The organism is Thermophilibacter sp. ET337 (genome assembly GCF_024733715.1).
GTDB lineage: Bacteria > Actinomycetota > Coriobacteriia > Coriobacteriales > Atopobiaceae > Thermophilibacter.
The window spans coordinates 1-20,893 of sequence record NZ_JANRHO010000002.1 but is presented as its reverse complement, the minus strand read 5'-3'; the positions used below and the strand labels follow the sequence as shown (position 1 = coordinate 20,893).

At 68.5% G+C, this 20,893-nt stretch carries 23 protein-coding genes and 1 tRNA gene; 8 read left to right on the top strand and 16 right to left on the bottom strand.

Features of this window, described 5'->3' with window-relative positions:
- Positions 1–36 precede the first annotated feature (36 nt).
- Both NW198_RS02305 and lexA read right to left on the bottom strand, forming a co-directional pair.
- Complete coding sequence (locus NW198_RS02305; RefSeq protein WP_239386779.1) at positions 37–798, bottom strand: heparan-alpha-glucosaminide N-acetyltransferase; 762 nt, start codon at positions 796–798, stop codon at positions 37–39.
- 2 nt (positions 799–800) lie between these two features.
- The gene (gene lexA, locus NW198_RS02300) at positions 801–1,448 is read right to left on the bottom strand and encodes a transcriptional repressor LexA (RefSeq protein WP_087316015.1); all 648 of its coding nucleotides are present in this window, start codon (positions 1,446–1,448) and stop codon (positions 801–803) included.
- Between the two features lie 185 nt (positions 1,449–1,633).
- Here lexA and NW198_RS02295 point away from each other — a divergent pair, with 185 nt between their 5' ends.
- The 6 genes from NW198_RS02295 to NW198_RS02270 all read left to right on the top strand — a co-directional run bounded on the left by NW198_RS02295 (position 1,634) and on the right by NW198_RS02270 (position 6,888).
- A complete protein-coding gene (locus NW198_RS02295; protein ID WP_087316016.1) occupies positions 1,634–2,092 on the top strand; it encodes a hypothetical protein in 459 nt (152 codons plus the stop codon).
- Between the two features lie 97 nt (positions 2,093–2,189).
- The gene (gene nrdR, locus NW198_RS02290) at positions 2,190–2,639 is read left to right on the top strand and encodes a transcriptional regulator NrdR (protein ID WP_087316018.1); all 450 of its coding nucleotides are present in this window, start codon (positions 2,190–2,192) and stop codon (positions 2,637–2,639) included.
- Positions 2,632–3,078 (top strand): dUTP diphosphatase, encoded by a 447-nt coding sequence (gene dut / locus NW198_RS02285; RefSeq protein WP_087316020.1) that lies wholly within the window; start codon positions 2,632–2,634, stop codon positions 3,076–3,078. Before nrdR ends, dut begins: the two co-directional genes overlap by 8 nt.
- A gap of 75 nt (positions 3,079–3,153) precedes the next feature.
- Positions 3,154–4,467, top strand: coding sequence for an NCS2 family permease (locus NW198_RS02280; protein WP_087316021.1), 1,314 nt, complete (start codon positions 3,154–3,156; stop codon positions 4,465–4,467).
- A gap of 70 nt (positions 4,468–4,537) precedes the next feature.
- A complete protein-coding gene (locus NW198_RS02275) occupies positions 4,538–5,809 on the top strand; it encodes a uracil-xanthine permease family protein (protein WP_087316023.1) in 1,272 nt (423 codons plus the stop codon).
- A 128-nt stretch (positions 5,810–5,937) separates the two neighbouring features.
- Positions 5,938–6,888, top strand: a complete 951-nt coding sequence (locus tag NW198_RS02270; RefSeq protein ID WP_258339852.1) for an NAD(P)/FAD-dependent oxidoreductase — start codon at positions 5,938–5,940, stop codon at positions 6,886–6,888.
- 153 nt (positions 6,889–7,041) lie between these two features.
- Here the strand turns inward: NW198_RS02270 and NW198_RS02265 are convergent, their stop codons facing one another.
- The 14 genes from NW198_RS02265 to NW198_RS02200 form a co-directional block, all read right to left on the bottom strand.
- The gene (locus NW198_RS02265; protein ID WP_258339851.1) at positions 7,042–8,655 is read right to left on the bottom strand and encodes a ClC family H(+)/Cl(-) exchange transporter; all 1,614 of its coding nucleotides are present in this window, start codon (positions 8,653–8,655) and stop codon (positions 7,042–7,044) included.
- Position 8,656: 1 nt separating this feature from the next.
- The gene (locus tag NW198_RS02260; RefSeq protein ID WP_258339850.1) at positions 8,657–9,883 is read right to left on the bottom strand and encodes an NlpC/P60 family protein; all 1,227 of its coding nucleotides are present in this window, start codon (positions 9,881–9,883) and stop codon (positions 8,657–8,659) included.
- 106 nt (positions 9,884–9,989) lie between these two features.
- Complete coding sequence (locus NW198_RS02255) at positions 9,990–10,529, bottom strand: adenine phosphoribosyltransferase (RefSeq protein WP_258339849.1); 540 nt, start codon at positions 10,527–10,529, stop codon at positions 9,990–9,992.
- On the bottom strand, positions 10,522–11,307 hold the full coding sequence (locus NW198_RS02250; RefSeq protein ID WP_258339848.1) for a MerR family transcriptional regulator: 786 nt from the start codon (positions 11,305–11,307) through the stop codon (positions 10,522–10,524). The genes NW198_RS02255 and NW198_RS02250 overlap by 8 nt, the downstream gene beginning before the upstream one ends.
- 7 nt (positions 11,308–11,314) lie before the next feature.
- On the bottom strand, positions 11,315–11,734 hold the full coding sequence (locus NW198_RS02245; RefSeq protein ID WP_258339847.1) for an FHA domain-containing protein: 420 nt from the start codon (positions 11,732–11,734) through the stop codon (positions 11,315–11,317).
- Positions 11,735–11,775: 41 nt separating this feature from the next.
- The gene (locus tag NW198_RS02240; RefSeq protein ID WP_087316037.1) at positions 11,776–12,156 is read right to left on the bottom strand and encodes a RidA family protein; all 381 of its coding nucleotides are present in this window, start codon (positions 12,154–12,156) and stop codon (positions 11,776–11,778) included.
- A 42-nt stretch (positions 12,157–12,198) separates the two neighbouring features.
- A complete protein-coding gene (locus tag NW198_RS02235; RefSeq protein WP_258339846.1) occupies positions 12,199–13,056 on the bottom strand; it encodes a hypothetical protein in 858 nt (285 codons plus the stop codon).
- Entirely contained in the window at positions 13,053–13,784 is a 732-nt protein-coding gene (locus tag NW198_RS02230) for a CDP-alcohol phosphatidyltransferase family protein (protein WP_258339845.1), read from the bottom strand. The genes NW198_RS02235 and NW198_RS02230 overlap by 4 nt, the downstream gene beginning before the upstream one ends.
- 111 nt (positions 13,785–13,895) lie before the next feature.
- A complete protein-coding gene (locus NW198_RS02225; RefSeq protein ID WP_258339844.1) occupies positions 13,896–15,068 on the bottom strand; it encodes a 3-phosphoglycerate dehydrogenase family protein in 1,173 nt (390 codons plus the stop codon).
- A gap of 139 nt (positions 15,069–15,207) precedes the next feature.
- Positions 15,208–16,290, bottom strand: coding sequence for a 3-phosphoserine/phosphohydroxythreonine transaminase (serC, locus tag NW198_RS02220; RefSeq protein ID WP_258339843.1), 1,083 nt, complete (start codon positions 16,288–16,290; stop codon positions 15,208–15,210).
- Between the two features lie 137 nt (positions 16,291–16,427).
- Entirely contained in the window at positions 16,428–17,699 is a 1,272-nt protein-coding gene (locus tag NW198_RS02215; protein WP_258339842.1) for a hypothetical protein, read from the bottom strand.
- Positions 17,700–17,796: 97 nt separating this feature from the next.
- Positions 17,797–17,873: transfer RNA gene (locus NW198_RS02210), tRNA-Pro, on the bottom strand.
- Between the two features lie 72 nt (positions 17,874–17,945).
- On the bottom strand, positions 17,946–18,821 hold the full coding sequence (locus NW198_RS02205) for a DUF3737 family protein (protein WP_258339841.1): 876 nt from the start codon (positions 18,819–18,821) through the stop codon (positions 17,946–17,948).
- A 269-nt stretch (positions 18,822–19,090) separates the two neighbouring features.
- Positions 19,091–19,651, bottom strand: coding sequence for a cysteine hydrolase family protein (locus NW198_RS02200; RefSeq protein ID WP_258339840.1), 561 nt, complete (start codon positions 19,649–19,651; stop codon positions 19,091–19,093).
- A 65-nt stretch (positions 19,652–19,716) separates the two neighbouring features.
- On the opposite strand from NW198_RS02200, the gene NW198_RS02195 reads away from it, so the two are divergent.
- Together NW198_RS02195 and bilS are read left to right on the top strand one after the other, a co-directional pair.
- Complete coding sequence (locus NW198_RS02195) at positions 19,717–20,040, top strand: MGMT family protein (protein WP_258339839.1); 324 nt, start codon at positions 19,717–19,719, stop codon at positions 20,038–20,040.
- Positions 20,041–20,377: 337 nt separating this feature from the next.
- A partial coding sequence (gene bilS / locus NW198_RS02190; RefSeq protein ID WP_258339838.1) for a flavodoxin family protein BilS occupies positions 20,378–20,893 on the top strand: 516 nt, incomplete at its 3' end.

The following is a 20,893-nucleotide window of genomic DNA, read 5'->3' as shown; positions in this document are numbered from 1 at the left end:
GAAACCGGCCCGCGCGCAGCGCTAAGCGACCGCACGCTAGGCGGCGATGAGCATGGTCAGTGCGAGCAGCAGGGGCTGGTGCGCCACGTAGACGAGAAGCGCGTGGCGGCCGATCCACGTGAGGGGCTCGAGGCGCGCCGACCGTGCCCAGACGGGATAGCCGCGCGCGGCCCACCACGAGCCCATCGCGGCGCCGGCGAGGTACATGAAGAGATAGGGGAGCAGGGGATAGTAGTCTCCCGAGGCAAAGCCGGGTCCGGGGATGCCAAGCCAGGCGAGCCAGGGGCTCTCGAGAAGCTCCCGGGGCAGCTCTATCCCCATCTGCCCGAACCCGACGAAGCCCTCCCTGAGGTCGAGCAGGGCGAGAAACGCCACGAGCATCACGGCCGCGGCGACGGGCCCCGACGGAAGCGCGCGGATGCGTCCGAGCGCCCAGGCGACGAGGGTGCACGCGGCCATGCAGTAGATGATGCCGAAGGATATGGGCGTGTCGACGGCGACGACGGTGGTCACGGCCCAGATCAGCAGGGCCGCCGCCCCATACTGGAGCGCGCGCCTGAGATTGGAGCGCGAGAGCGGGCACATGCACCCCGCGACAAACAGGAAGGTCCACGAGATGCTCGCGCTCCAGGCGCCCTGCAGGGGAGGGGCAAACCAGGGAAGATCGACGCCCGCGATGAACCTGAGGTCATAGCAGAGATGAAACAGGACCATCGAGACGACCGCGATGCCTCGCACGACGTCGAAGACGCCGACGCGGACCCGCGAGCGCTCGTGCTGGCTCGAGGTCTTCTCCACCCTTAGCCGACCGAGCGGATGAGTGCCGTGACGCGCCCGAGGATGACGGGGTTGTCGACGTAGATGGGCTCCATGGAGTCGTTCTCGGGCTGGAGGCGGATGCGGTCGCGCTCGCGGTAGAAGGTCTTGACCGTGGCGGAGTCGTCGATGAGGGCGACGACGATCTCCCCGTCGTGGGCCTCGTGCTGCTCCTTGACGACGATGTAGTCGCCGTCGAAGATGCCGGCGTTGATCATCGACTCGCCGCGGACGCGCAGGATGAACGAGCTGGCGTCACCGACGATCGAGGTCGGGAGGCTCAAGGTGTCCTCGATGTTCTGCTCGGCGAGGATGGGCACGCCGGCGGCGACGCGGCCGACGAGCGGCAGGCGGATGACGTCGTGGTCGACGTCCTGGGAGACCGTGGCGAGGGGCTCGTCGCCCTCCTCGCTCTTGCCCATGACCTCGATGGTGCGCGGCTTCTTGGAGTCGCGCTTGATGAGGCCCTGGCTCTCGAGCGCCTTGAGGTGCATGTGGACGGTGGAGGGGGAGGCGAGCCCGACGGCCGCCCCGATCTCGCGGACCGACGGCGGGTAGCCGTGCTCGTCTGAGTAGGACTTGATGAAGTCATAGATGGCGAGCTGGCGCTTGCCGAGCTTTCCTCGTGCCATGTGGGCCTCCTTCTTCCGTGAAGCCATGATACCGCAGCTTGGGCCAAGTTGCAAACAGATGTTCGTTTTCTCTTGACACGAACAATTGTACCCCCATAATAGGGTACAGACGTTCTCATTGGTCAATTGTTGTCCGGTCGCCACGATATAAACGTCTCGACCACAAGAGACGAAAGGGGATATCGATGAGCGCTTGCAGCTGCTCGGCCTACGCCGCCGTTGAGGGGACCTCCGCCCTGAGCCCGTGCGAGAGCGGGCTCGTCCTGATCGAGGGCGGCCGCGCCGGACGCCTTGCCGCGCGGGCCCCGCGCCCCGCGCGCCACGCGGACGCCGGCGGCCTGACGCTCGGCCAGACGGTGCGCGCGCTGGTCTGCGGCGGCCTCGTCATCCTGGCCGTCGTGGTGGCCTCGGCGCTGGTCGACCCGGCCCGCGCCGCGGGCGTCCAGAGCGCCCTCGACGAGCTGCCCACGCGCTCCGTCATCGTCTCGAGCGGGGACTCCCTCTGGGGCATCGCCGCAGGCTGCGAGCTTGACGCCCCCACAGACGAGGTCGTCACGTGGATCCAGGAGCGCAACGGCATCGAAGGCGGCCTCGTCGTCCCCGGACAGGAGCTGATGGTCCCCGTCGCCGGGGCGCAGGGCTAGCGCCGCTCCTTTCCGTCAGGTTTCGGGACGGCGGCGAGGCTTCGAGATTTGAACATTTTGTGATACCTTCTCTTGTGCGTATTCACGAGGAGGTCTCATGCGTTGTCCCAAATGCGGGTGCGAGGAGTCAAAGGTCGTTGACTCCCGGCCCTCCGAGAACAACGACGCCATCAGGCGACGTCGCGAGTGCACGCGCTGCGGCTTCAGGTTCACCACCTACGAGCGCTGCGAGGAGCTCCCGCTCGTCGTCGTCAAGCGGGACGGGCGCAAGGAGCCCTTCGATCGCCAGAAGCTCATGCGCGGCCTTGTGACGGCCACCGTGAAAAGGGACGTGCCGCTCTCGGCGCTCTCCGCGCTCATCGACGACATCGAGTCGGAGCTGCGCGACGGCGGGGTGACCGAGGTCTCCTCGGTAGACCTTGGCGGCATGGTGCTCAAGCGCCTCGTCTCCGTCGACAAGGTGGCATACGTGAGGTTCGCGTCCGTGTATCGCGACTTCAAGGACGTTGACGAGTTCAGCGAGGAGCTGAGGAGCCTGAATGACTGAGGACCGCATCGAGCTTCCGATCAAGCGTCTCGACCCCTCCGTCGAGCTGCCCACCTATGCCTACGCCGGCGACGCCGGCCTTGACCTGCGCGCCAACGAGGACGTCGTCCTCGCCCCGCACGAGCGCCGCCTCGTCTCCACGGGGCTCGCCGTCGCCATCCCCGAGGGCTACGCCGGCTTCGTCCAGCCCAGAAGCGGGCTCGCCCTGCGCGAGGGCCTCTCGATGGCCAACACGCCCGGCCTCGTGGACGCGCACTACCGCGGCGAGCTCAAGGTGTGCGCCGTGAACCTCGACGACGAGCGACCCATCACCATCTCGCGGGGCGAGCGCATCGCCCAGCTCGTCATCCAGCGCGTGCCCGTCGTCTCGCTCATCGAGGTCGACGAGCTCGACGAGACCGACCGCGGCGCCGGCGGCTTTGGCTCGAGCGGCGTCTGACGTCTGGTTTTGCGCCCGCGGCCGCGCCGCGAGGCAAGACATAGTGTACGTACCAAACGAAAGGGATGTTTACGTATGGATTCTTTCTTCAAGGCAGGTGAGAGGGGCTCGAGCGTCGGCCAGGAGATTCGCGCTGGCCTGACGACGTTCCTCGCGATGGCGTACATCATCGCGGTGAACCCCTCGCTGCTCACGGCGGCCGGCATTCCTGCGGGCGCCGCGGTCACGTCGACCTGCATCGGCGCCGGCGTCATGACCATTCTCATGGGCCTCTTCGCCAACCGCCCGCTCGCCTGCGCCTCCGGCATGGGCGTCAACGCCGTCTTTGCCTACACCCTCGCCGGCATCGCCGGCGGTGACTGGCACGCCGCGAGCGCGGTCATCTTCATCGAGGGCGTCGCCATCCTCATCCTGGTCCTCTGCGGCCTGCGCGAGGCCATCATGGACGCCATCCCCGTGTCGCTTCGTCACGCCATCTCGGTCGGCCTCGGCCTGTTCATCGCCATGATCGGCCTCGCCGACGCCGGCATCATCGTCGCGGACGAGTCCACGATGGTCGCCCTCGGCGACGTCTTCAGCCCCACGTTCCTCGTCGGCCTGATCTCGATCGTCGTGACGATCGTCCTCTACGCCATGAACGTCAAGGGCTCGCTTCTGCTCGGCATCGTGATCGCCGTGGTCGCCGGCATCCCGCTCGGCGTTACCCAGATGCCCTCCGGCATCGTCTCCGGCCTTGACTTCACCACCTTCGGCGCCCCGTTCCTCTCCGACGAGGCGGGCGTCATGGGCATCGCCAAGGTCGTGACCAACCCCACGCTGCTCGTCTTCGCCTTCTCCCTCATGATGTCCGACTTCTTCGACACCATGGGCACCGCGATGGCCGTCGCCAAGCAGGGCGAGTTCCTCGAGTCTGACGGCCGCGTGAAGGACATCAAGCCCATCCTCATCGTCGACTCCGCCGCCGCCGCCGTGGGCGGCCTCGTCGGCGCCTCCTCGATCACGACCTTCGTCGAGTCCGCCTCCGGTGCCGCCGACGGCGGTCGCACCGGCCTCTCCTCGGTCGTCGCCGGCGTGCTCTTCATCGTCGCCGCGTTCTTCTCGCCGCTCATCTCCATCGTGAGCTCCGCGGCGACCTGCGGCGCCCTGGTCTTCGTCGGCTACCTCATGATGAGCGAGGTTCACGAGATCGACTGGTCCGACCTCCTCGAGGGTCTGCCCGCGTTTCTCATCGTCGCCGGCGTGCCCCTGACCTACTCGATCTCCAACGGCATCGGCTTTGGCTTCATCGCCTACGTCGTCGTCGCCGCCGTCACCGGCCAGCTCAAGAAGGTCAAGCCGCTCATGTGGGTCGCGGCCTTCGCCTTCCTGGTGTACTTCCTCGTCGTCTAGGTGAGCAGACGAGGGCCCGGGAGATCCCGGGCCCTCTTTTTCTAAACACACTCTCTCAGGGAGGTGAGCCATGAGCGCACATGAGCGCGAGGTCATCGGCGTCGACGACCGTGTCTCGGTCGGCCGCGCCATCCCTCTGGGCATCCAGCACATGATGTCGATGTTCGGCTCGACGGTGCTCGTCCCGGTCCTCACCGGGCTCGACCCCAACGTCGCCATCATGTGCTCGGGCATCGGCACGATCTGCTACCTGCTCGTCACCGGCAACAAGATCCCGAGCTACCTCGGGAGCTCCTTTGCCTTCATCAGCCCCATCCTCGCGGTGGGCGCCACCAAGGGCCTCGACGCCGCCATGTCCGGCGTCATCGTCGCCGGCCTGGTGTTTCTCGCCGTCGCCGGCATCATCAAGCTCGTGGGCACCGGCTGGCTCGACCGGCTGCTGCCCCCGGTCCTTGTGGCCTCGGTCATGGTCGTCATCGGCGTCGGCCTCGCCGCCACCGCCGCGGACATGGCCTTCATGACCGACCTGCCCGACGGCACGACGGCCTTCTTCGGCACCGGCGCGATCGTCGCGGCGGTCACCCTCGCCGCCGCCGTGATCTTCTCCGGCATGAGCGGCATCGTCGGGACCGTCCCGGTCCTTCTCGCCATCATCGTGGGCTACCTGCTGTCGCTCGCGCTCGGGCTCGTGGACTTCGCTCCCGTGGCCGAGGCCGCCTGGGTCGGCCTGCCGCACGTCTCGATGCCGCGCTTCGACCTCGGCGCCGTGGCGCTCGTGGCCCCCGTCGCCGTGGTCGTGGTCATTGAGCACATCGGGCACCTGCTCGCCGTCGGCGAGATCGTGGGCAAGGACTACCGCGAGATGCTGCCGCGCTCGCTTGCCGGCGACGGCATCTCCACGATGATCTCCGGCTTCCTCGGCGGCCCCCCGACGACCACCTACGCCGAGAACATCGGCGTCATGAGCGTGACGCGCGTCTACTCGACCCAGATCTTCTGGTACGCGGCGGGGTTCGCCCTCGTGGTCGGCGGCTTCTGTCCCAAGCTCGCGGCCCTCATCCAGTCGATCCCGAGCCCGGTCATGGGCGGCGTGAGCCTGCTGCTCTTTGGCCTCATCGCGTCCAACGGCCTGCGCATGCTCGTCTCCAACCGCGTGGACTTTGACGTCAACCGCAACCTGATGATCGCCTCCGTCGTGATCATCCTGGGCGTGGGCATGGAGACCTCGGGCATCTCGATCCCCATCGGCGACTACACGCTGCCCGGCATGGCCACCTCGACGCTCGTGGGCATCCTCATGAACCTCGTGCTGCCGAGGCCCAAGGAGGACTCCGCGTCCTAGCGGCGCCTTCGCAAGCTCTTCCAAGGGGGCGGCGGCCAAATGCTGGTCGCCGCCTCTCATATTGATTAGGATGGGGGAGCGCGGGGTATCCCTTCAAGTAAGCCTCAGACCCACGAAAGGGGAGCGACATGCCAGAGCTCGTATCCAAGGACCTCGTGATCGTCGGCGGCGGCCCGGCGGGACTTTCCGCCGCCATCTACGCGCGCCGCTCGCTGCTCGACGCCGTGACCCTCGAGCGCGAGGCGCTCGGCGGGCAGACCATCCTCACGAGCGAGATCGACAACTATCCCGGCGTGCCGCACACGGACGGCTACACGCTCTCGGACGCCATGCGCGCCCAGGCCGAGGAACTCGGCGCCCACATTGTCATGGACCCGGTGAGCTCGATCGGGCTCGACGATAAGACGGGCCGCTTCGTCGTGGAGGCCGCCTCCGCCCGCTACGACGCCGCCTCGGTCATCCTCGCCGCCGGCGCCCGCCCGCGCCCGGCCGGCTTCGAGGGCGAGGAGCGCTTCGCCGGCCACGGCGTCTCGTACTGCGCCACGTGTGACGGCATGTTCTACAGGGGCAAACAGGTGTTCGTAGTCGGGGGAGGGAACTCGGCCGCGGAGGAGGCGCTCTTCCTGGCCCGCATCGCGAGCAAGGTGACCCTCATCGTCCGCAAGGACCACCTGAGGGCCCAGACGGCGCTCGTCCGCGAGCTCGAGGAGAACGAGAAGGTCGAGCTCAGGCTGCTCACGAGCATCGTGTCCGTTGAGGGCGACGAGCTGCCCGGCAAGATCACGCTGCGCGACAACGCCACGGGCGCCACGTACGTCGAGCGCTTTGAGGAGGGCTCCGTGGGCATCTTCGTCCTCGTGGGCCGAATCCCGGAGACCGAGCTCGTGAGCGGGCTCGTGAAGCTCGACGGGCAGGGCTACGCGCTCACGGACGAGCGCATGGCAACGTGGACGCCGGGTCTGTTCGTCGCGGGAGACGCGCGCGCCAAGCCGCTGCGTCAGATCGTGACGGCCGCGTCGGACGGCGCCGTGGCGGCCACGAGCGCGGCGGCGTACCTCGGGCTGCCGGTGGAGGGCTAGCGCAGGCCCTTCTCGCCAGATTACGCAAAACCATGATAATATATCTTATGTAAAGTAGCGATAAGAGCGAGCAGGAGGGGTCGCGCCGCGCCGTCCCCTCCTGCTCTCTATTGCCTTGAGGCCCCCAGGGGCTTTCGCTCTGCCCGGCGCGCCCTACGCCCGCACGCGCTGCTCGGCCATGAGGCGCACCTTGAGCATCGCGTCGTCGGCCGCGCCCTCGTCCACGATCACGAGCAGCTCGTCGAGCGCCTCAACGCGCGTCTGCCCGGTCGGCACGATCTCGCCGCCCGCACGCTCGATGGTCACCACGCGCAGGCCGTCGGGCCAGGGAATCTCGCGCAGCTGGCGCCCCTCGAGCGCGCTGCCGGCGCCCACGCGAACGGTCCTCAGGGTCTTGGACTCCCCCATGCCGCTCACCGCCGGGTCGTCGGTCGTGGTGCCGAGCATCGCGGCGAGCAGGTGCTCGTAGAAGGCGTCGGTGCGCGTGAGGCTGGAGGTCACGTAGGCCACGATCGAGACGATGGAGGCCGAGAGCAGCGCGTCGAGCGAGCCGGTGAGCTCGAAGACGAGGATGACGGCGGTCACGGGCGCCCTCACGACGCCCGAGAAGAGCCCCGCCACCCCGAGCGCCACGAAGTTCGGGAAAAACCAGCTCGGAAGCCCTGCGAGCTGCCCGCACGCCGCGGCGAACGAGCCTCCCACGAGCGCCCCGAGGACCACCAGAGGAAAGAGCGTGCCCCCGGGCGCGCCGGACCCAAAGCAGATCGCGGTGAAGACGTACTTGCCGGCGAGCAGTGCGAGCAGCGTCCCGAGCGCGGGCGCCCCGGGCTCCAGGACGCGCTCGATGATCGCGTCTCCCCCGCACATCAGTTCGGGCCAGAGAAACGCGGCGAGGCCCGCGAGCGCAAACGGAACCGCGAGCCGCAGCATGACGGACGCTCCCGAGGCGTCTCCGCCGCGCAGGAGCGACCCGAGCCTCCCAAAGAGATCCTGGCAGCGGAACATGCCGCGGTTGTGCAGTGCCCCCAGAACTCCGCAGACCACGCCGAGAAGGGCGACGAGCGCGTAGTCGGGGTGCGGGAGGTCCTGGGCAAAGGCGAGCGCCATCACGGGCTCCACGCCGAGCACCTGGGAGACGAGCAGGTCGGAGACGATGGCCGAGCACATCACCGAGATGATGAGCGGAGCTGTGAACTCCTTGTGGATCTCCTCGAGGGCAAAGAGCACGCCGGTGAAGGGGGCATGGAAGGCCGCGGACATGCCCGCCGCGGCGCCGCAGGTCACGAGCAGCCGCTCCTCTCCCCTGCCGCGCCTGAGGGCCCGCGAGACCGCCTTGCCCGACATGCCGCCGAGCTGCACGGACGGCCCTTCTCGGCCCATCGAGAGGCCGGCGAGGGCCACGAGGGTGCCCTCGGCGAACTTGGCGGGGATGACGCGGTGCCAGGGCGCGTCCATGCGGTCGATGACCTCGGCGTCGATCTGGGGGATCCCGGAGCCCGAGGTGGCCGGCTCCCAGCGGATGAGCCTCGAGACGATGACGAGAAGGACGGCGAGTGCCAAAAACCAGACCGCCACGAGCGGGAGGCTTCCCGACGCGGCGGCCGTGACGGCGCGGAGCAGGTCCTCCGCGCCGGAGAGCGCGATGCGATAGAGCGTGACGACGAGCCCGCCGGCAAGGCCCACGAGCGCGCCCTCCCCCACGAGGGCGACCTGCAGGCGCCTCGAGAGGCGCCGCCGGACCTCTGTGCCGGAGAACTCCCCCGCCATCCTAGTAGTAGGAGCCGCCGCCGTAGAAGCTGTAGAGCTTGCCGACGATGACGCCGGAGCTCGGGTTGGCGGCGTGCAGGTAGTTGCCGTTGCCAACGTAGATGCCCACGTGGCCGGAGTGCGGGAAGACGAGGTCGCCGACGTTGAGCTGGCTCATGTCGGTCTTCCAGTCGCCCGTGGCCTGCAGCGAGGAGATCATCGCGTAGGTGGTGCGGCCGCGCGCGTAGCCGTAGCTGTAGCAGATGAGGCCGGAGCAGTCGAAGGCGTTGGGGCCCGCGGCGCCGTAGACGTAGGGCTTGCCGAGCTGGGCATAGGCCGTCGCGAGGCCGCCGCCGGAGGGGGCGGAGGGCTCGGGGTCGGGCTCCGGCTCGGGCTCAGGTTCGGGCTCGGGGTCCGGCGTGGGCTCCGGCTCGGGCTCGGGCGTGCTGTCCGGGGTCTGCCCCTGGTTCTGGTTCTGGTTCTGGTTCTGGTTCTGGTTCTGGTCGGTGATGCCGTCCTGGCCCTGATCGGGCGTGACGCCGGTTTCGGCGTCGGGCTGCTGGGAGCCGCCGGCGTTTTGCTGGGCCTGGTTGTTCTCGACCGCCTCGATGGCGGTGGAGACGTTGGAGTTGGCCTCCTGCTGGGCGGCGAGCTGCGCCTGGACCTCGGCGTCGAGGGACTGGTAGATCGAGGTGGCCTCGGCGACCTGGCCCTGATAGGCGTCGACCTCGCTCTGGAGGCTCGCGACCTGCGCCTGCTGGGTCAGCTGCTTGTCCTGCAGCTCGCCCATCTCGGCCTGGAGCTGCTCGGTGAGCGTGCGGACCTCCGCGATGGCGGTGGCCTGCTGCTCGGAGACCTTGTCGAGGTAGTAGACGCGGTTGGCGAGGTCCTCGGCGCTGGTGGAGCCGAGGATGAAGTCGAGAAGCGACGCCGGGCCGGACTTGTAGGTGCTCTTCATGCCCTGGCCGAGCGCGGACTGCTTCTCGGCGAGCGTGGCGCGCTTGTCGTCGATGTCCGCCTGCTTCTGCTCAATCTCGAAGTCGGTGGTCTCGAGCTGCGTGGTGGCCTCGGCGAGGCGGGCCTGGGAGTCGGCGAGCTGGGCGCCGAGGGAGTCGAGCTGCTGCTGGGCGGCGGCGAGGTCGCTCGCAGGGTCGGCGTAGGCGACGGCGGCGGGAAGGGCCGTGATGCCGGCCGCCCCGGCGAGCGCGAGCACGATGCCCGCGGTGACGGCCCTATGTCTGATCGTCATAAACGATGTCCTTTCGAAGGCGTGCTGCTTCATTTTAGGCTGTGTGTTCCTTCGACGCGAAACGTTCCATACGATGGGCAAAAAACCAAGCGCTGGGCGCGTCCCGCTAGCTCACCTTGACGAGTGAGAAGACCTCCTGCGGATAGTCCCTAGCAATGATATCGCGCGGGCCGAGGAACTCAAGCTCGAGGATGAACGAGAAGCCCTCGACCTGGGCGCCCGACTGCTCGGCGAGGCGCGCCGCGGCGACGGCGGTGCCGCCGGTCGCCACGAGGTCGTCGACGATGAGGACGCGGTCGTCCGAGGTGAGCGCGTCGCGGTGGATCTGGAGCTCGTCGGTGCCGTACTCCAGGTCGTAGGTCTGTGAGTAGACCGCGCGCGGGAGCTTGCCCGGCTTGCGCGCCGGGACGAAGCCACAGCCCAGGCGATAGGCCACGGGCGCGCCCACGAGAAAGCCGCGCGCCTCGGCGCCCACGACCTTGGTGATGCCGCGGCCGGCGAAGTGCCCGGCCATGGCGTCGACCACGGCGGCGAGCCCCTCCGGGTCGTCGAACAGCGGCGTGATGTCCTTGAAGACGACGCCCGGCTCAGGGTAGTCGGGGATGTCGATGATGCGGCTCTCGAAGTCAAAGCTCTTGTCAGACACGTGCGGTCCCTCTTCCCGTGTTCTTGTCGCCGGGGTCTTTGCGCTCGGCGTCCCTGTCCTTGAACGGCTCCTTGACGCGGCGGGCGATGAGCTCGTCGCGAACGGTGTTGGTGAGGCCGAGCATGCGCGAGAACGCCTGGTTGAAGCGCTGGCGCGTCTCCTCGGTGTCCTGCAGCTCCACGCCGCCGCCCTTGCGGGCGAAGACGACGAGCGCCTGCTCGAACATCGCCGACTCGCGGTTGGCGGCGATGACGTACTGGCGCAGGTTCTTGGGCCCGATGCCAAAGTGGCGCAGCTCGTCGCAGACCCGGATGAGCGGGAAGTCGCGGCCGTCGACGAGGTCGCGGCCGTGGGGCGAGCGCGTGAGCTGGATGACGCCCGCCTCGGAGAGCTGGCGCACGAAGCTCACGGTTGCCCCCACGAGCTCGGGCATGCGGTCGATGGGGTGCAGCTTGCCGGCCGTCTCCTCGTCGTCGGGCGGCAGCGAGACGCTCTCCGCCAGCGGCGGGGCGCTCGCGGCGGGCTGGCCGCTCTCCATCCGGTCGAGCTCCTCCTTGATGACGGAGAGGGGCAGAAAGCGGCTCTTCTGCAGGTAGAGGATCGTCTCGAGGCGGTGTACGTCGCGCTGGGAGTAGAGGCGGTAGCCGCTCGGCGTGCGCGAGGGGTTGAGCAGGCCCTCGTCCTGCAGGTAGCGCACCTTCGAGATGGAGAGGTCGGGGTAGCGCTCCTGCAGCTTCTTGACGACCTTGCCGATGGTCAGGTATCCGGCGTCCGCCATGGCCGTCTTACGCCTCGGCGTCGATCCTGCGCGGGCGGGCGCTCGTGTGGAAGACCATGCGGAACGTGCCGATCTGGATCGTCGAGCCGTCCTTGAGGCTGGCCTTGCTCACGATGGCGCCGTCGACCCAGGTGCCGTTGAGCGAGCCGAGGTCCTCGACCGTGGCGAGGCCGAGTGCGATGTTGGAGAGGTCCATGCGCGCGTGGTGGCGCGACACGGTCATGTCGTTGAGAAAGACGCTGTTCTTGGGGTCGCGCCCGAGGGTGATCTCGGGGGTGTCGAGCTCGAAGGCCTGCCCGATCTGCGGGCCCTTGACGATGGTGAGCGTGGGATGGGAGGGCTTGAGGCCCCCCATGAGGTCGGGAACGGTCGAGTCGGCGGCGGGCATCCGGAAGATCTCGGTCGCGCCGGGGTTGGTGTTGGGCATGTCTCTCCCCTCTTCGGTCTCAGACCATTATCATAGCGCGCTTATCTGCACGCGACGCAGTCCATCTCGACGAGCGAGCCGAGCGGCAGCTCCGAGACGCCCACGACGGCGCGCGCCGGCGCCGGCGAGCCGAAGCGGCGCGCATAGACCTCGTTCATGGCGTCGAGGTCCTCGAGGCTCGCGAGGTAGACCGTGGTCTGGGCGACGTCCGCGAGGGTGCAGCCCACCTCCCCGAGGATCGACTCGATGATGTCGATGACGCGCTCGGTCTGCTCCGTGACCCCGCCCTCAACGAGCGAATGAGAGTCGTCCTGCGAGATGGGCAGCTGGCCGGAGGCAAAGACGAGCCGGCCGGCGGTGGTCCCCTGCGAGTACGGCCCGATGGCCTCGGGCGCACCCTGGGCGTTGATCGAGTACTTCATGTCAGTCCCCCTTCAGGTCGCGCCGTGGCGCCGGGCGGCAGGTCAGCGGGGCTCGAGGGCGCGGGCGCCCACGAAGTCGCCCCCGTCGCGAACGAGCCCCCAGCGCGCGAGGTCCTCCCTGCCCACGCGGCAGGGCCCGTCCTGGGCGAGGAGCTCGCCCCAGGGCGCCGAGGTGCGCGCGAGCTCGCGCAGCGCCTCATGGCCGACGGGCGACACCTCGTTGAACGAGAGCAGGCTCCGCCAGAGCAAGCGCGCCGAGGCGGGCGGCACCAGGACGAGAAACGCCGGCGCCTGCGCGGACGAGCCGCCCGGCTCGGGCAGGCGCGCCACGAGCGAGCCGATGGCGTCGAGGTGGACGGGGGCGACGGCGCCGGCGGGCGGCAGCGGCTCGGCGCTCACGTAGTCGGACAGGACGCGCTCTGCCTCGGCGCCGGCGAGCAGCAGCGCCACGAGCAGCTCGCTCGCGTCCTCGAGCTCGACGCCCTCGAAGGCGCGCCCGCCCCGCCCCTCGAGCCCGGCGAGAAACCCGAGCCAGCCCGCGAGCACCGGCCCGCGCGCGGAGGGGTCGAGAAGGACGTGCTCGGCGTCCCCGGTCCTCATGGCGAGCGGGACCGAGACGAGCCCGCCGTCCCCGGCGAGGCAGCCCTCGAAGGCAGCGTCGCCCACGCCGAGCGCCCGCCCGCTCAGGGCCGCCCGGGCGAGATCCGCGGCGCCGGCGCCGCTCGCGAGCAGGTACGCCGAGCCGGTGAGGTCGGCGAGCGCGGCGCCCTTGAGCGCGGAGGGCAGGTCCTTCTCGCCCGCGTACGAGGCGACCTCGAGCCCGCCGAGCGCGGACTCGACGAGACGGGCGCCGAGCAGGAGGTGCTCCTCGTGGAGGATGCCGGCGCGCTGCGCGCTCATCGCCGGGCCTCGCGCTCGCGGATCGCGGCGCGGCGCAGCTCGGCGCCCTCCTTGGTGTAGATGGCCGCCGCGGCGGTGGAGAAGAGCACGCCGAGGTAGACGAAGAAGATGCCGAGCGCCGCGGGCTGGTCGTTGAGGCCGGGCAGCCAGGGGACGTCCACGAGCCCGAGCCCGCCCACCTGGGGAAGCCCCAGCAGCAGGTCGCAGAAGCCAAACATGAGCAGCGCCGTGGCGGTCTTGCCGACGTAGGAGACGTCGACGGGGCGGCGGCGGTAGCGCTGCAGCACCATGCTGCCCGCGGCGAGGTAGGCGTCGCGCCCGATGACGAAGACGGGGACCCACAGCGGCAGCTCGCCGACGATCAAAAGCCCGATGACGCCGGTGAACAGCAGGACGCGGTCCATGATGGGGTCCATGATCTTGCCGAGCCAGCTCACGGTCTGCGTGCGACGGGCCACCTGGCCGTCGAGGAAGTCCGTGGTCGCGGCTACGACGTAGCAGACGAGCGCAAGGGTGCGGTGCTCGCCGCCGGCAAACAGGACGAGAAAGGCGATCGTGAGGGCCAGGCGGCAGAAGGTGATGGCGTTGGCGACGGTGAGGACCTGGGTCGAGGGGTTTCCGGAGGTCCCGACGGGGACGTCGGTCTTGCCGCTGCGCTGGCGCTCGGCTGCGTCCGCGTCCGCGATGGTCTTGATCTCTGACTTGAGTTGGTCGGTTCTCTCTGACATCGGTGCCTCTCGGGTTGGGGCTCTCTTCCCTCCTTCAGGGTACCCATCTTAGCGGAAAAAGAATCCCCGCCCCGTCAGGTGACGATAAGGACAGGTTGGGCCGCGCCGCCGCTACGCGTGCTCGATGAGGCGGACGCGCCGGATCCCCGGGATGGCGCAGAGCTGGGCGGCGAGGTCGCCGGCGACGTCGCCGGAGACCTCGATCAGGGTGTAGGCGTTGGCGCCGCGGCTCTTGTTGGTCATGTTCTCGATGTTGAGGCCCGAGGCGGCGATGGCGGCGGAGACCAGGCCGATGACGCCCTGGACGTTCTCGTGGAAGATGGCCACGCGCTCGTTTCCGGGCGCGAGCGCCCCGAGGTCGACCTGGCCGTAGTTGACGGAGTTCTTGATGTTGCCGTTCTCGAGGTAGTCCTTGAGCTCGTTGGCCGCCATCACGGCGCAGTTGTCCTCAGCCTCGCCCGTGGAGGCGCCGAGGTGCGGCAGGACGATGGCGTTTCTCATGTTGGCGCTCGCGGGGTTGGCGAAGTCGGTGACGTAGCGGCCCACGTGGCCGTCGTCGAGGGCCTCGGCGAGCGCCTGCTCGTCCACGAGCGCGTCGCGGGCGAAGTTGAGCAGCACGGCGCCGCGGGGCATGCGGGCGATGGCCTCGGCCGAGATCATGCCGCGGGTGGAGTCGGTGGCGGGGACGTGCAGGGTCACGAAGTCGCAGCGCGAGAGCAGCTCGCCGAGGTCGGTGACGTGCTCGATCCTGCGGTCGAGGCTCCAGGCGGCGTTGATGGAGAGGTAGGGGTCGTAGCCCATGACCTCGCAGCCGAGGTCGATGAGGGCGTTTGCCACGGCGGCGCCGATGGCGCCGAGGCCCACCACGCCCACGCGCTTGCCGGCGAGCTCGCAGCCGCCGAACTGCTTCTTGGCCTTCTCGGCGCGCTTGCCGATCTCCGGGTCGTCGCTGTTCTCGGCGACCCACGCCGCGCCGCCGATGACGTCGCGGCAGGCGAGCAGCATGCCGCAGACCACGAGCTCCTTCACCGCGTTGGAGTTGGCGCCGGGCGTGTTGAAGACCACGACGCCGGCCTCCGCGCAGCGCTCCACGGGGATGTTGTTGACGCCGGCCCCGGCACGCGCAATGGCGAGCAGGCCGTCCCCGAGCTCGAGCTCGTGGAGGTTGGCGCTTCGCACGAGCAGGGCGTCGGCGCCCTCGGGCTCGCTCACGAACTCGTATCCCTCGCCGAGGTGGTCGGTCCCGACCTTGGCGATGTTGTTGAGGCAGCAGATCTTGTACATGGCTTCCTCCCACTAAAGGGGGTTGACATTCTCGTCAGGTTATATTGTCAAATGGGCCGTGGGTTGACATTCTCGTCAGGTTATGTTGTCAAATGGACCATTTGACAACATAACCTGACGAGAATGTCAACTCTTGGCGCTACGCGCGGTGCGCGAGCTCGAAGTCCTTCATGAAGGCGACGAGCGCCTCCACGCCGGCGCGCGGCATGGCGTTGTAGATCGAGGCGCGCATGCCGCCCACGGAGCGGTGCCCCTTGAGGCTCACGAGGCCGGCCTTGGCCGCCTCGGCAACGAACTCAGCGTCGAGGTCCTTGTCGCCCGTGACGAAGGGCACGTTCATGAGCGAGCGGTCGCGCCGCTCGACCGGGGACGAGAAGAGCTCGGACTCGTCGAGGAAGTCGTAGAGCACGGCCGCCTTCTCGGCGTTGCGCTCCCCCATCGCGGCGAGGCCGCCGCCCTTCTCGATCCACTCGAAGACCTTGCCGCAGACGTAGATGCCCCAGCAGTTGGGCGTGTTGTAGAGCGAGCCGGCGTCGGCCTGCGTCCTGAGGCGCAGCATCGTGGGCACGCCGGGGAGGTCCTCGGGGATGAGGTCCTCGCGCACGATCACGATCTGCACGCCCGCGGGGCCGACGTTTTTCTGCACGCCGGCGTGGATGAGGCCGTAGCGGGAGACGTCGACGGGCTCGGAGAGGAACATCGAGCTCTGGTCGGCCACAAGGACGTGGCCCTTGGCGTTGGGCAGCTCCGGGAACTTGGTGCCGTAGATGGTGTTGTTCTCGCAGATGTAGAGGTAGCTCGCGTCCTCGCGGATGGGCAGATCGGAGCAGTCCGGGATGTAGGAGAAGTTCTTGTCGGCCGAGCTCGCCACGGCCACGGCGTCGCCGAGGATCTGCGCCTCCTGGAAGGCCTTCTTGGCCCAGTTGCCGGTGATGACGTAGTCGGCCTTGCCGTTGGTGGCGAGGTTCATGAAGACCGTCGAGAAGAGCAGCGAGTCGCCGCCCTGCGTGAAGATGACCTTGTAGTTCTCGGGGATGCCCATGAGCGAGCGCAGCGTGGCCTCGGCGTCGTCGAGGATCTTCTGGAAGACGGAAGATCGATGGCTCATCTCCATGACGCTCATGCCGCAGCCGGCGTAGTCGAGCATCTCGTCCGCGCACTCCCTGAGGACCTCCTCGGGAAGCACGGCGGGACCGGCGGAGAAGTTGTACACGCGTGCCATGTCGCCCTCCTGTGGGTCGGTTGTCCGTGCGAGACCATCTTATGCCGTACGCCTGGGACGCCGCGTGCCCGGCCACACGGCGTTTGCCGTGCCGAAACGCGCCCGACACACGGCATGGCAGGCTCAGGCGACAAGGGCTACGAGGCGTCGAGGTCCCGCTGCGCCAGGATGGGCATTCGGGCGGTCTCCACGTCGGGGAGCTCGCTCTTGAGGACTGCCCGGACGTTGCCGAGGGCGTGGGACGGCATGGAGAGGAGGGTCCGGGCGCGCTGCCTGATGAATCGCGTGAGCTCCTGGAGGCGGCTCTCGTCCAGAGGGTGGGCGGCGTCGTTCTCGAAGGAGAAGGCGAGAAGACCGCGGCACCACTCATGGTGACGCTCGAGCATCACGAGGGCGGCGAGGTCGTCAAAAGACTGATATGCCCCTGCCGGCCGTGTCGTTGCCCCCGCGCGGCCCCAGAGCGGCCAGTCACTCGGGAGGTCGTGCGGGAAGAGCGCGAGGTTGTGGTCGAAGAGGGGCGCCATGCCCAGGTAGGAGCCCGTTGCGTTGTCGCGGAGGAAACCGAAGTTGTTGGCGTGGCGGTCCGGGTTGAGGACGATGGCGTCAAAGACGAGCATGTCGAGATAGGGGCCGAGCGCGTCGTCCCCGAGCTCAAGCATGGTCCTTGCCGTACTCGCGAAGCCGGCGGCACCTGTTGCCGCATGAATGGGGACGAAGCTCGTGGACTCGTCATTCATGAGCGGGCAGACGGAGGCGAGCCGCCCCTCCCACACCTCGAGTGAGTAAGGCACATGGGGCACGCCGAGTGCGTCGGCGACCTGGGCGCAGAGGAACTCGGAGTAAGGGCCCAGGTCGGGGTTGGCAGTCCCCTCGAAGATGGGGCTGCCGCTCTTGTAGAGGCGAACCTCGCCTTCGATTCTGCGCCATGCCTTGGGGTAGTTGCCGGAGGTGGTCCACTCGGAGGAGAGGCCCGCCTGATGCTGCTGGGAGGAGGTGTAGCCGGTGTAGGCGACCAGGGAAAGCGCGGCATCGAAGTCGTTCTCGTAGAGGTTGTACCGGGCCCATGAGCCCTCGAAGCCCTCGGGGACGACCCAATAGGCGTCGTTCAGGGAGAGGCCGAGACTCACGTCGATGATTCCCATGGTGTCGCCGGGGGTGAGGCCGACCTGCTGAAGGAGCCTGTCGACGAAGGCGCGGTTCTTGGGCACGACGCGCGACTCCAGCCAGGACATGACGTCCGCGCCGTCCTGCGCAATGACGAGGCGCGGGGGCATGAGGGCGCGCGTGCGGGAGTCCGCCCGCACATCCGTGACGGCGGGGGCGGCAAAGGGGGTGCTCCTCACGGTGAAGCTCATGAGGGTCCGGTCATAGAGCCTGAGCTCGTATGCCTTCTCGGAGAAGGAAGCCACGTGCCCTCCCAACGTCTTCAATCGCTCGGGGCGCCTTCGACTGCGCGCCTCTCTATACGAAAAGAGCCGACGTGCTGCCGTCGGCTCCGAAGTTACGTGGTCGGGTGGACTGGATTCGAACCAGCGACCCCTTGACCCCCAGTCAAGTGCGCTACCAAACTGCGCCACCACCCGGTCGTTGTGCGAGGAAGTACTATAGCATCCCATCGTCGAGCGTGCAAGTGAGAATGTTCGTACGAGGAAGCGTCATGCCGCTCCCTGGGTCACGCCGTTCTTCTCGCCCGTGAGCGTGACCACGCCCGTGGCGCCGTCGATGTCGCGGATGACCTCGCCCACGGCCGGCGCCGTGATGAGGCTGCCCGCCAGCGGGTTCTTGACGCTCACCACCGGCGTCGTGACCTCGGCCTGCACGTGACTGCGCTCGAAGGCGAGGTCGCAGTCGATCATCTGGCAGTTCACGAGGCGCAGGTCCTTGCAGTAGCACAGCGGCTGCGTGCCCTGGATGAGGCAGTTCTCGAAGGTGAGGCCCTCGCTGTACCAGCCGAGGTACTCGCCACGCACGAGCGAGTTGCGCACGACGACGTTCTTCGCGTGCCAGAAGGCGTCCTTGGTGTCGAGCTCGCTGTCCTCGATCTCCACGTTCTCGACGTACTGGAATGAGTACTTGCCCTGGAAGTGCACGTCGCGCAGGGTGAGGTCGGTCGCGCGCATCAGGAAGTACTCGCTCTCGGCCGTGCACGACTCCATCCGGATGCCGCGCGTCGACCAGCCGAACTCCGGCGACACGATGTCGCAGCCGCGCATCCGCACGTCCGCGCACTCGCGCAGGGCCTTGATGCCGTGCAGGCGGCTGTCCTCGATGGTCACGCCCTCGCTGTACCAGAGCGCCGCGCGGCAGAGCTCGGTCATCTCCACGTCGCGCAGTACGAGGCCGCGGTCGTGCCAGAACGGGTAGCGCAGGTTCATGAACGCGCCCTCCACGGTGACGTTGTCGCACTCCTTGAAGGCGCTCTCGCCGTCGGCCGGCCCGTCGAAGCGGCAGTTTCTCACGATGACGTCGCGCACGCCGTAGAGCGCGCGCTCCTCGTCAAAGGTCTGGTTCTCGATGATCTTACTGTCCATGAGTTCCTCTCCTCGGGGACGCTCCCCTCTTCACTTTGAGGAAATCATATCACTTGAGACAAGTATTGGTGACGCCACGTCGACAATAACGTCATCAAAACCATACTCTCGAGGCGACTTCGAGGTTGTAGGCAGATTTTGGGAAGACCCCCGAGTATCGCTTTGGTCGCAAGGCGCTGAGCTGCGCTTCTCTTGGCGCAAAATCGCTGCTACCCAGGGGGTCTCGAAAAAACTGCCTACAACGTCAGGGTCACCGAAAGAACGGGCATCTACGCGCTGAGCGCGGCCTCCAGCTCGGCCACGGTCACGAGCGCAGATCCGTAGCACTTCTCACAGTGCTCGAGCGCGCCGGCCTGCGTGCCGCAGAGGAAGGTCATCGTGGCGTCGGTCACCACGACGGAGGCGTAGCCGTTGAAGTAGGCGTCGGCCAGGGTGTGGAGCACGCAGATGTTGGTGTCGGCGCCCACGGCGACGACGGTGGTGACGCCCAGCTCGCGCAGGGTGAGGTCGAGGTCGGTCTGGAAGAAGCCCGAGTAGCGGCGCTTGGGGATCGTGATGTCGCCGGGGGCCTGCTCGATCTCCGGGAAGACGCGGGTCTCGCCCGCGATGCCGTGCTCGCCCCAGAGCTCGAGCTCGCGGTCGTACCCGCGGACGTGGGCGTCGTTGCAGTAGATGACGGGGACGCCGGCGGCGTGGCAGGCGGCCACGGCGCGTGCGACGGCGGAGCGGTAGGCGGCAGTTGCAGCGTCGGGGTCGTAGAGCGAGTCATCCCCCACGGCCTCGATGGCGTCGATGACGAGCAGGGCGGTCGAGCGCTTGTCGATGTTCATGGGTCCCCTCTCGGTTGGCGCTTCCCGTGGCGTGATAGCCTGAAGCATAGCGGATTGGAGGGCTCATGGAGCAGAGGGAGCGGTCGTTCTTCGAGCGCGCCTACGACGTGGTGCGCCAGATACCGGAGGGTCGCGTCGCGAGCTACGGGCAGGTCGCGCGCATGATGGGCGCCCCTCGCTGCGCACGGCAGGTGGGGTACGCCATGCACGCGAGCCCCGGCGTCGCGGGCGGCGTGCCGTGCCACCGGGTCGTCTTCAGGGATGGGTCGTTGTGCCGCGGGTTTGCCTTCGGCGGCCCCGGCGAGCAGCGGCGCATGCTCGAGGCGGAGGGAGTGGGCTTTCTCGAGGACGGCCGCGTGGACATGGCGCGGTTCTCGTGGGAGGCCTGAGGTCGGCGCCCAGCACGGCCCGTCGCGCCGCCGCGACCCCGCCCCGCGCCGCCCACGCGCCCCGCGTGCGGCGGCTAGTACGCACAGTATCGGAAACGCCAACTGGCGACCTGCGGATATACAAAACTTAACCGGAACTGTGCGTACTACGGAGTGCGCTGAGGCGAGAAGAACGCGCGGGAGGCTCGGGGCCTCGGGCGGCGGGCCCCGGCGCGGGCCCCGGGGCGGCCCGGCCCGGACCCCGCCTCCGCCCGCGCCGGCCCTCCCGCACCCCGCCCGCGAGTGCCCGTCGGACCAAAGGGGTATAACTCTCCAGAGAAAAGCGAGAGGAGATCCCATGAGGTACGCACTTATCTACAGCTCAAAGACTGGAAACACCGCCCGCCTCGCCGAGCGCGCCCGCCAGGCGCTCGCCGCCGCCGGCGCGCTCGAGGTGGCGTCGCCCGCCGAAGCCGACGTCACGCTGCTCGGCTCCTGGACCGACAGGGGCGGCCTCGACCCGTCGCTCGCCGACGCCCTGCCTAAGCTCGCGGGCGGTCGCGTCTTCGTCTTCGGCACGTGCGGCTTCGGCGGCGACCCGGCCTACTACGACCGCGTTCTCGACCGCTTCGCCTCTGCGCTTCCCGACGGCGCCGAGGTGGTCGGCCGCTACATGTGCCAGGGCCAGATGCCGCCTTCGGTCCGCGAGCGCTACGTCAGGATGGCGCAGGACGACCCCGCGCGCTTCGAGCCCATGATCGAGAACTTCGACCGAGCGGTCGGCCACCCCAACGACGCCGACCTCGCGGGCCTCGTCGACGCGCTCGCCGCCGCGGGCCTCGTCTCCCCCCCCCCCGGCCCCCCCCCGGGGGGC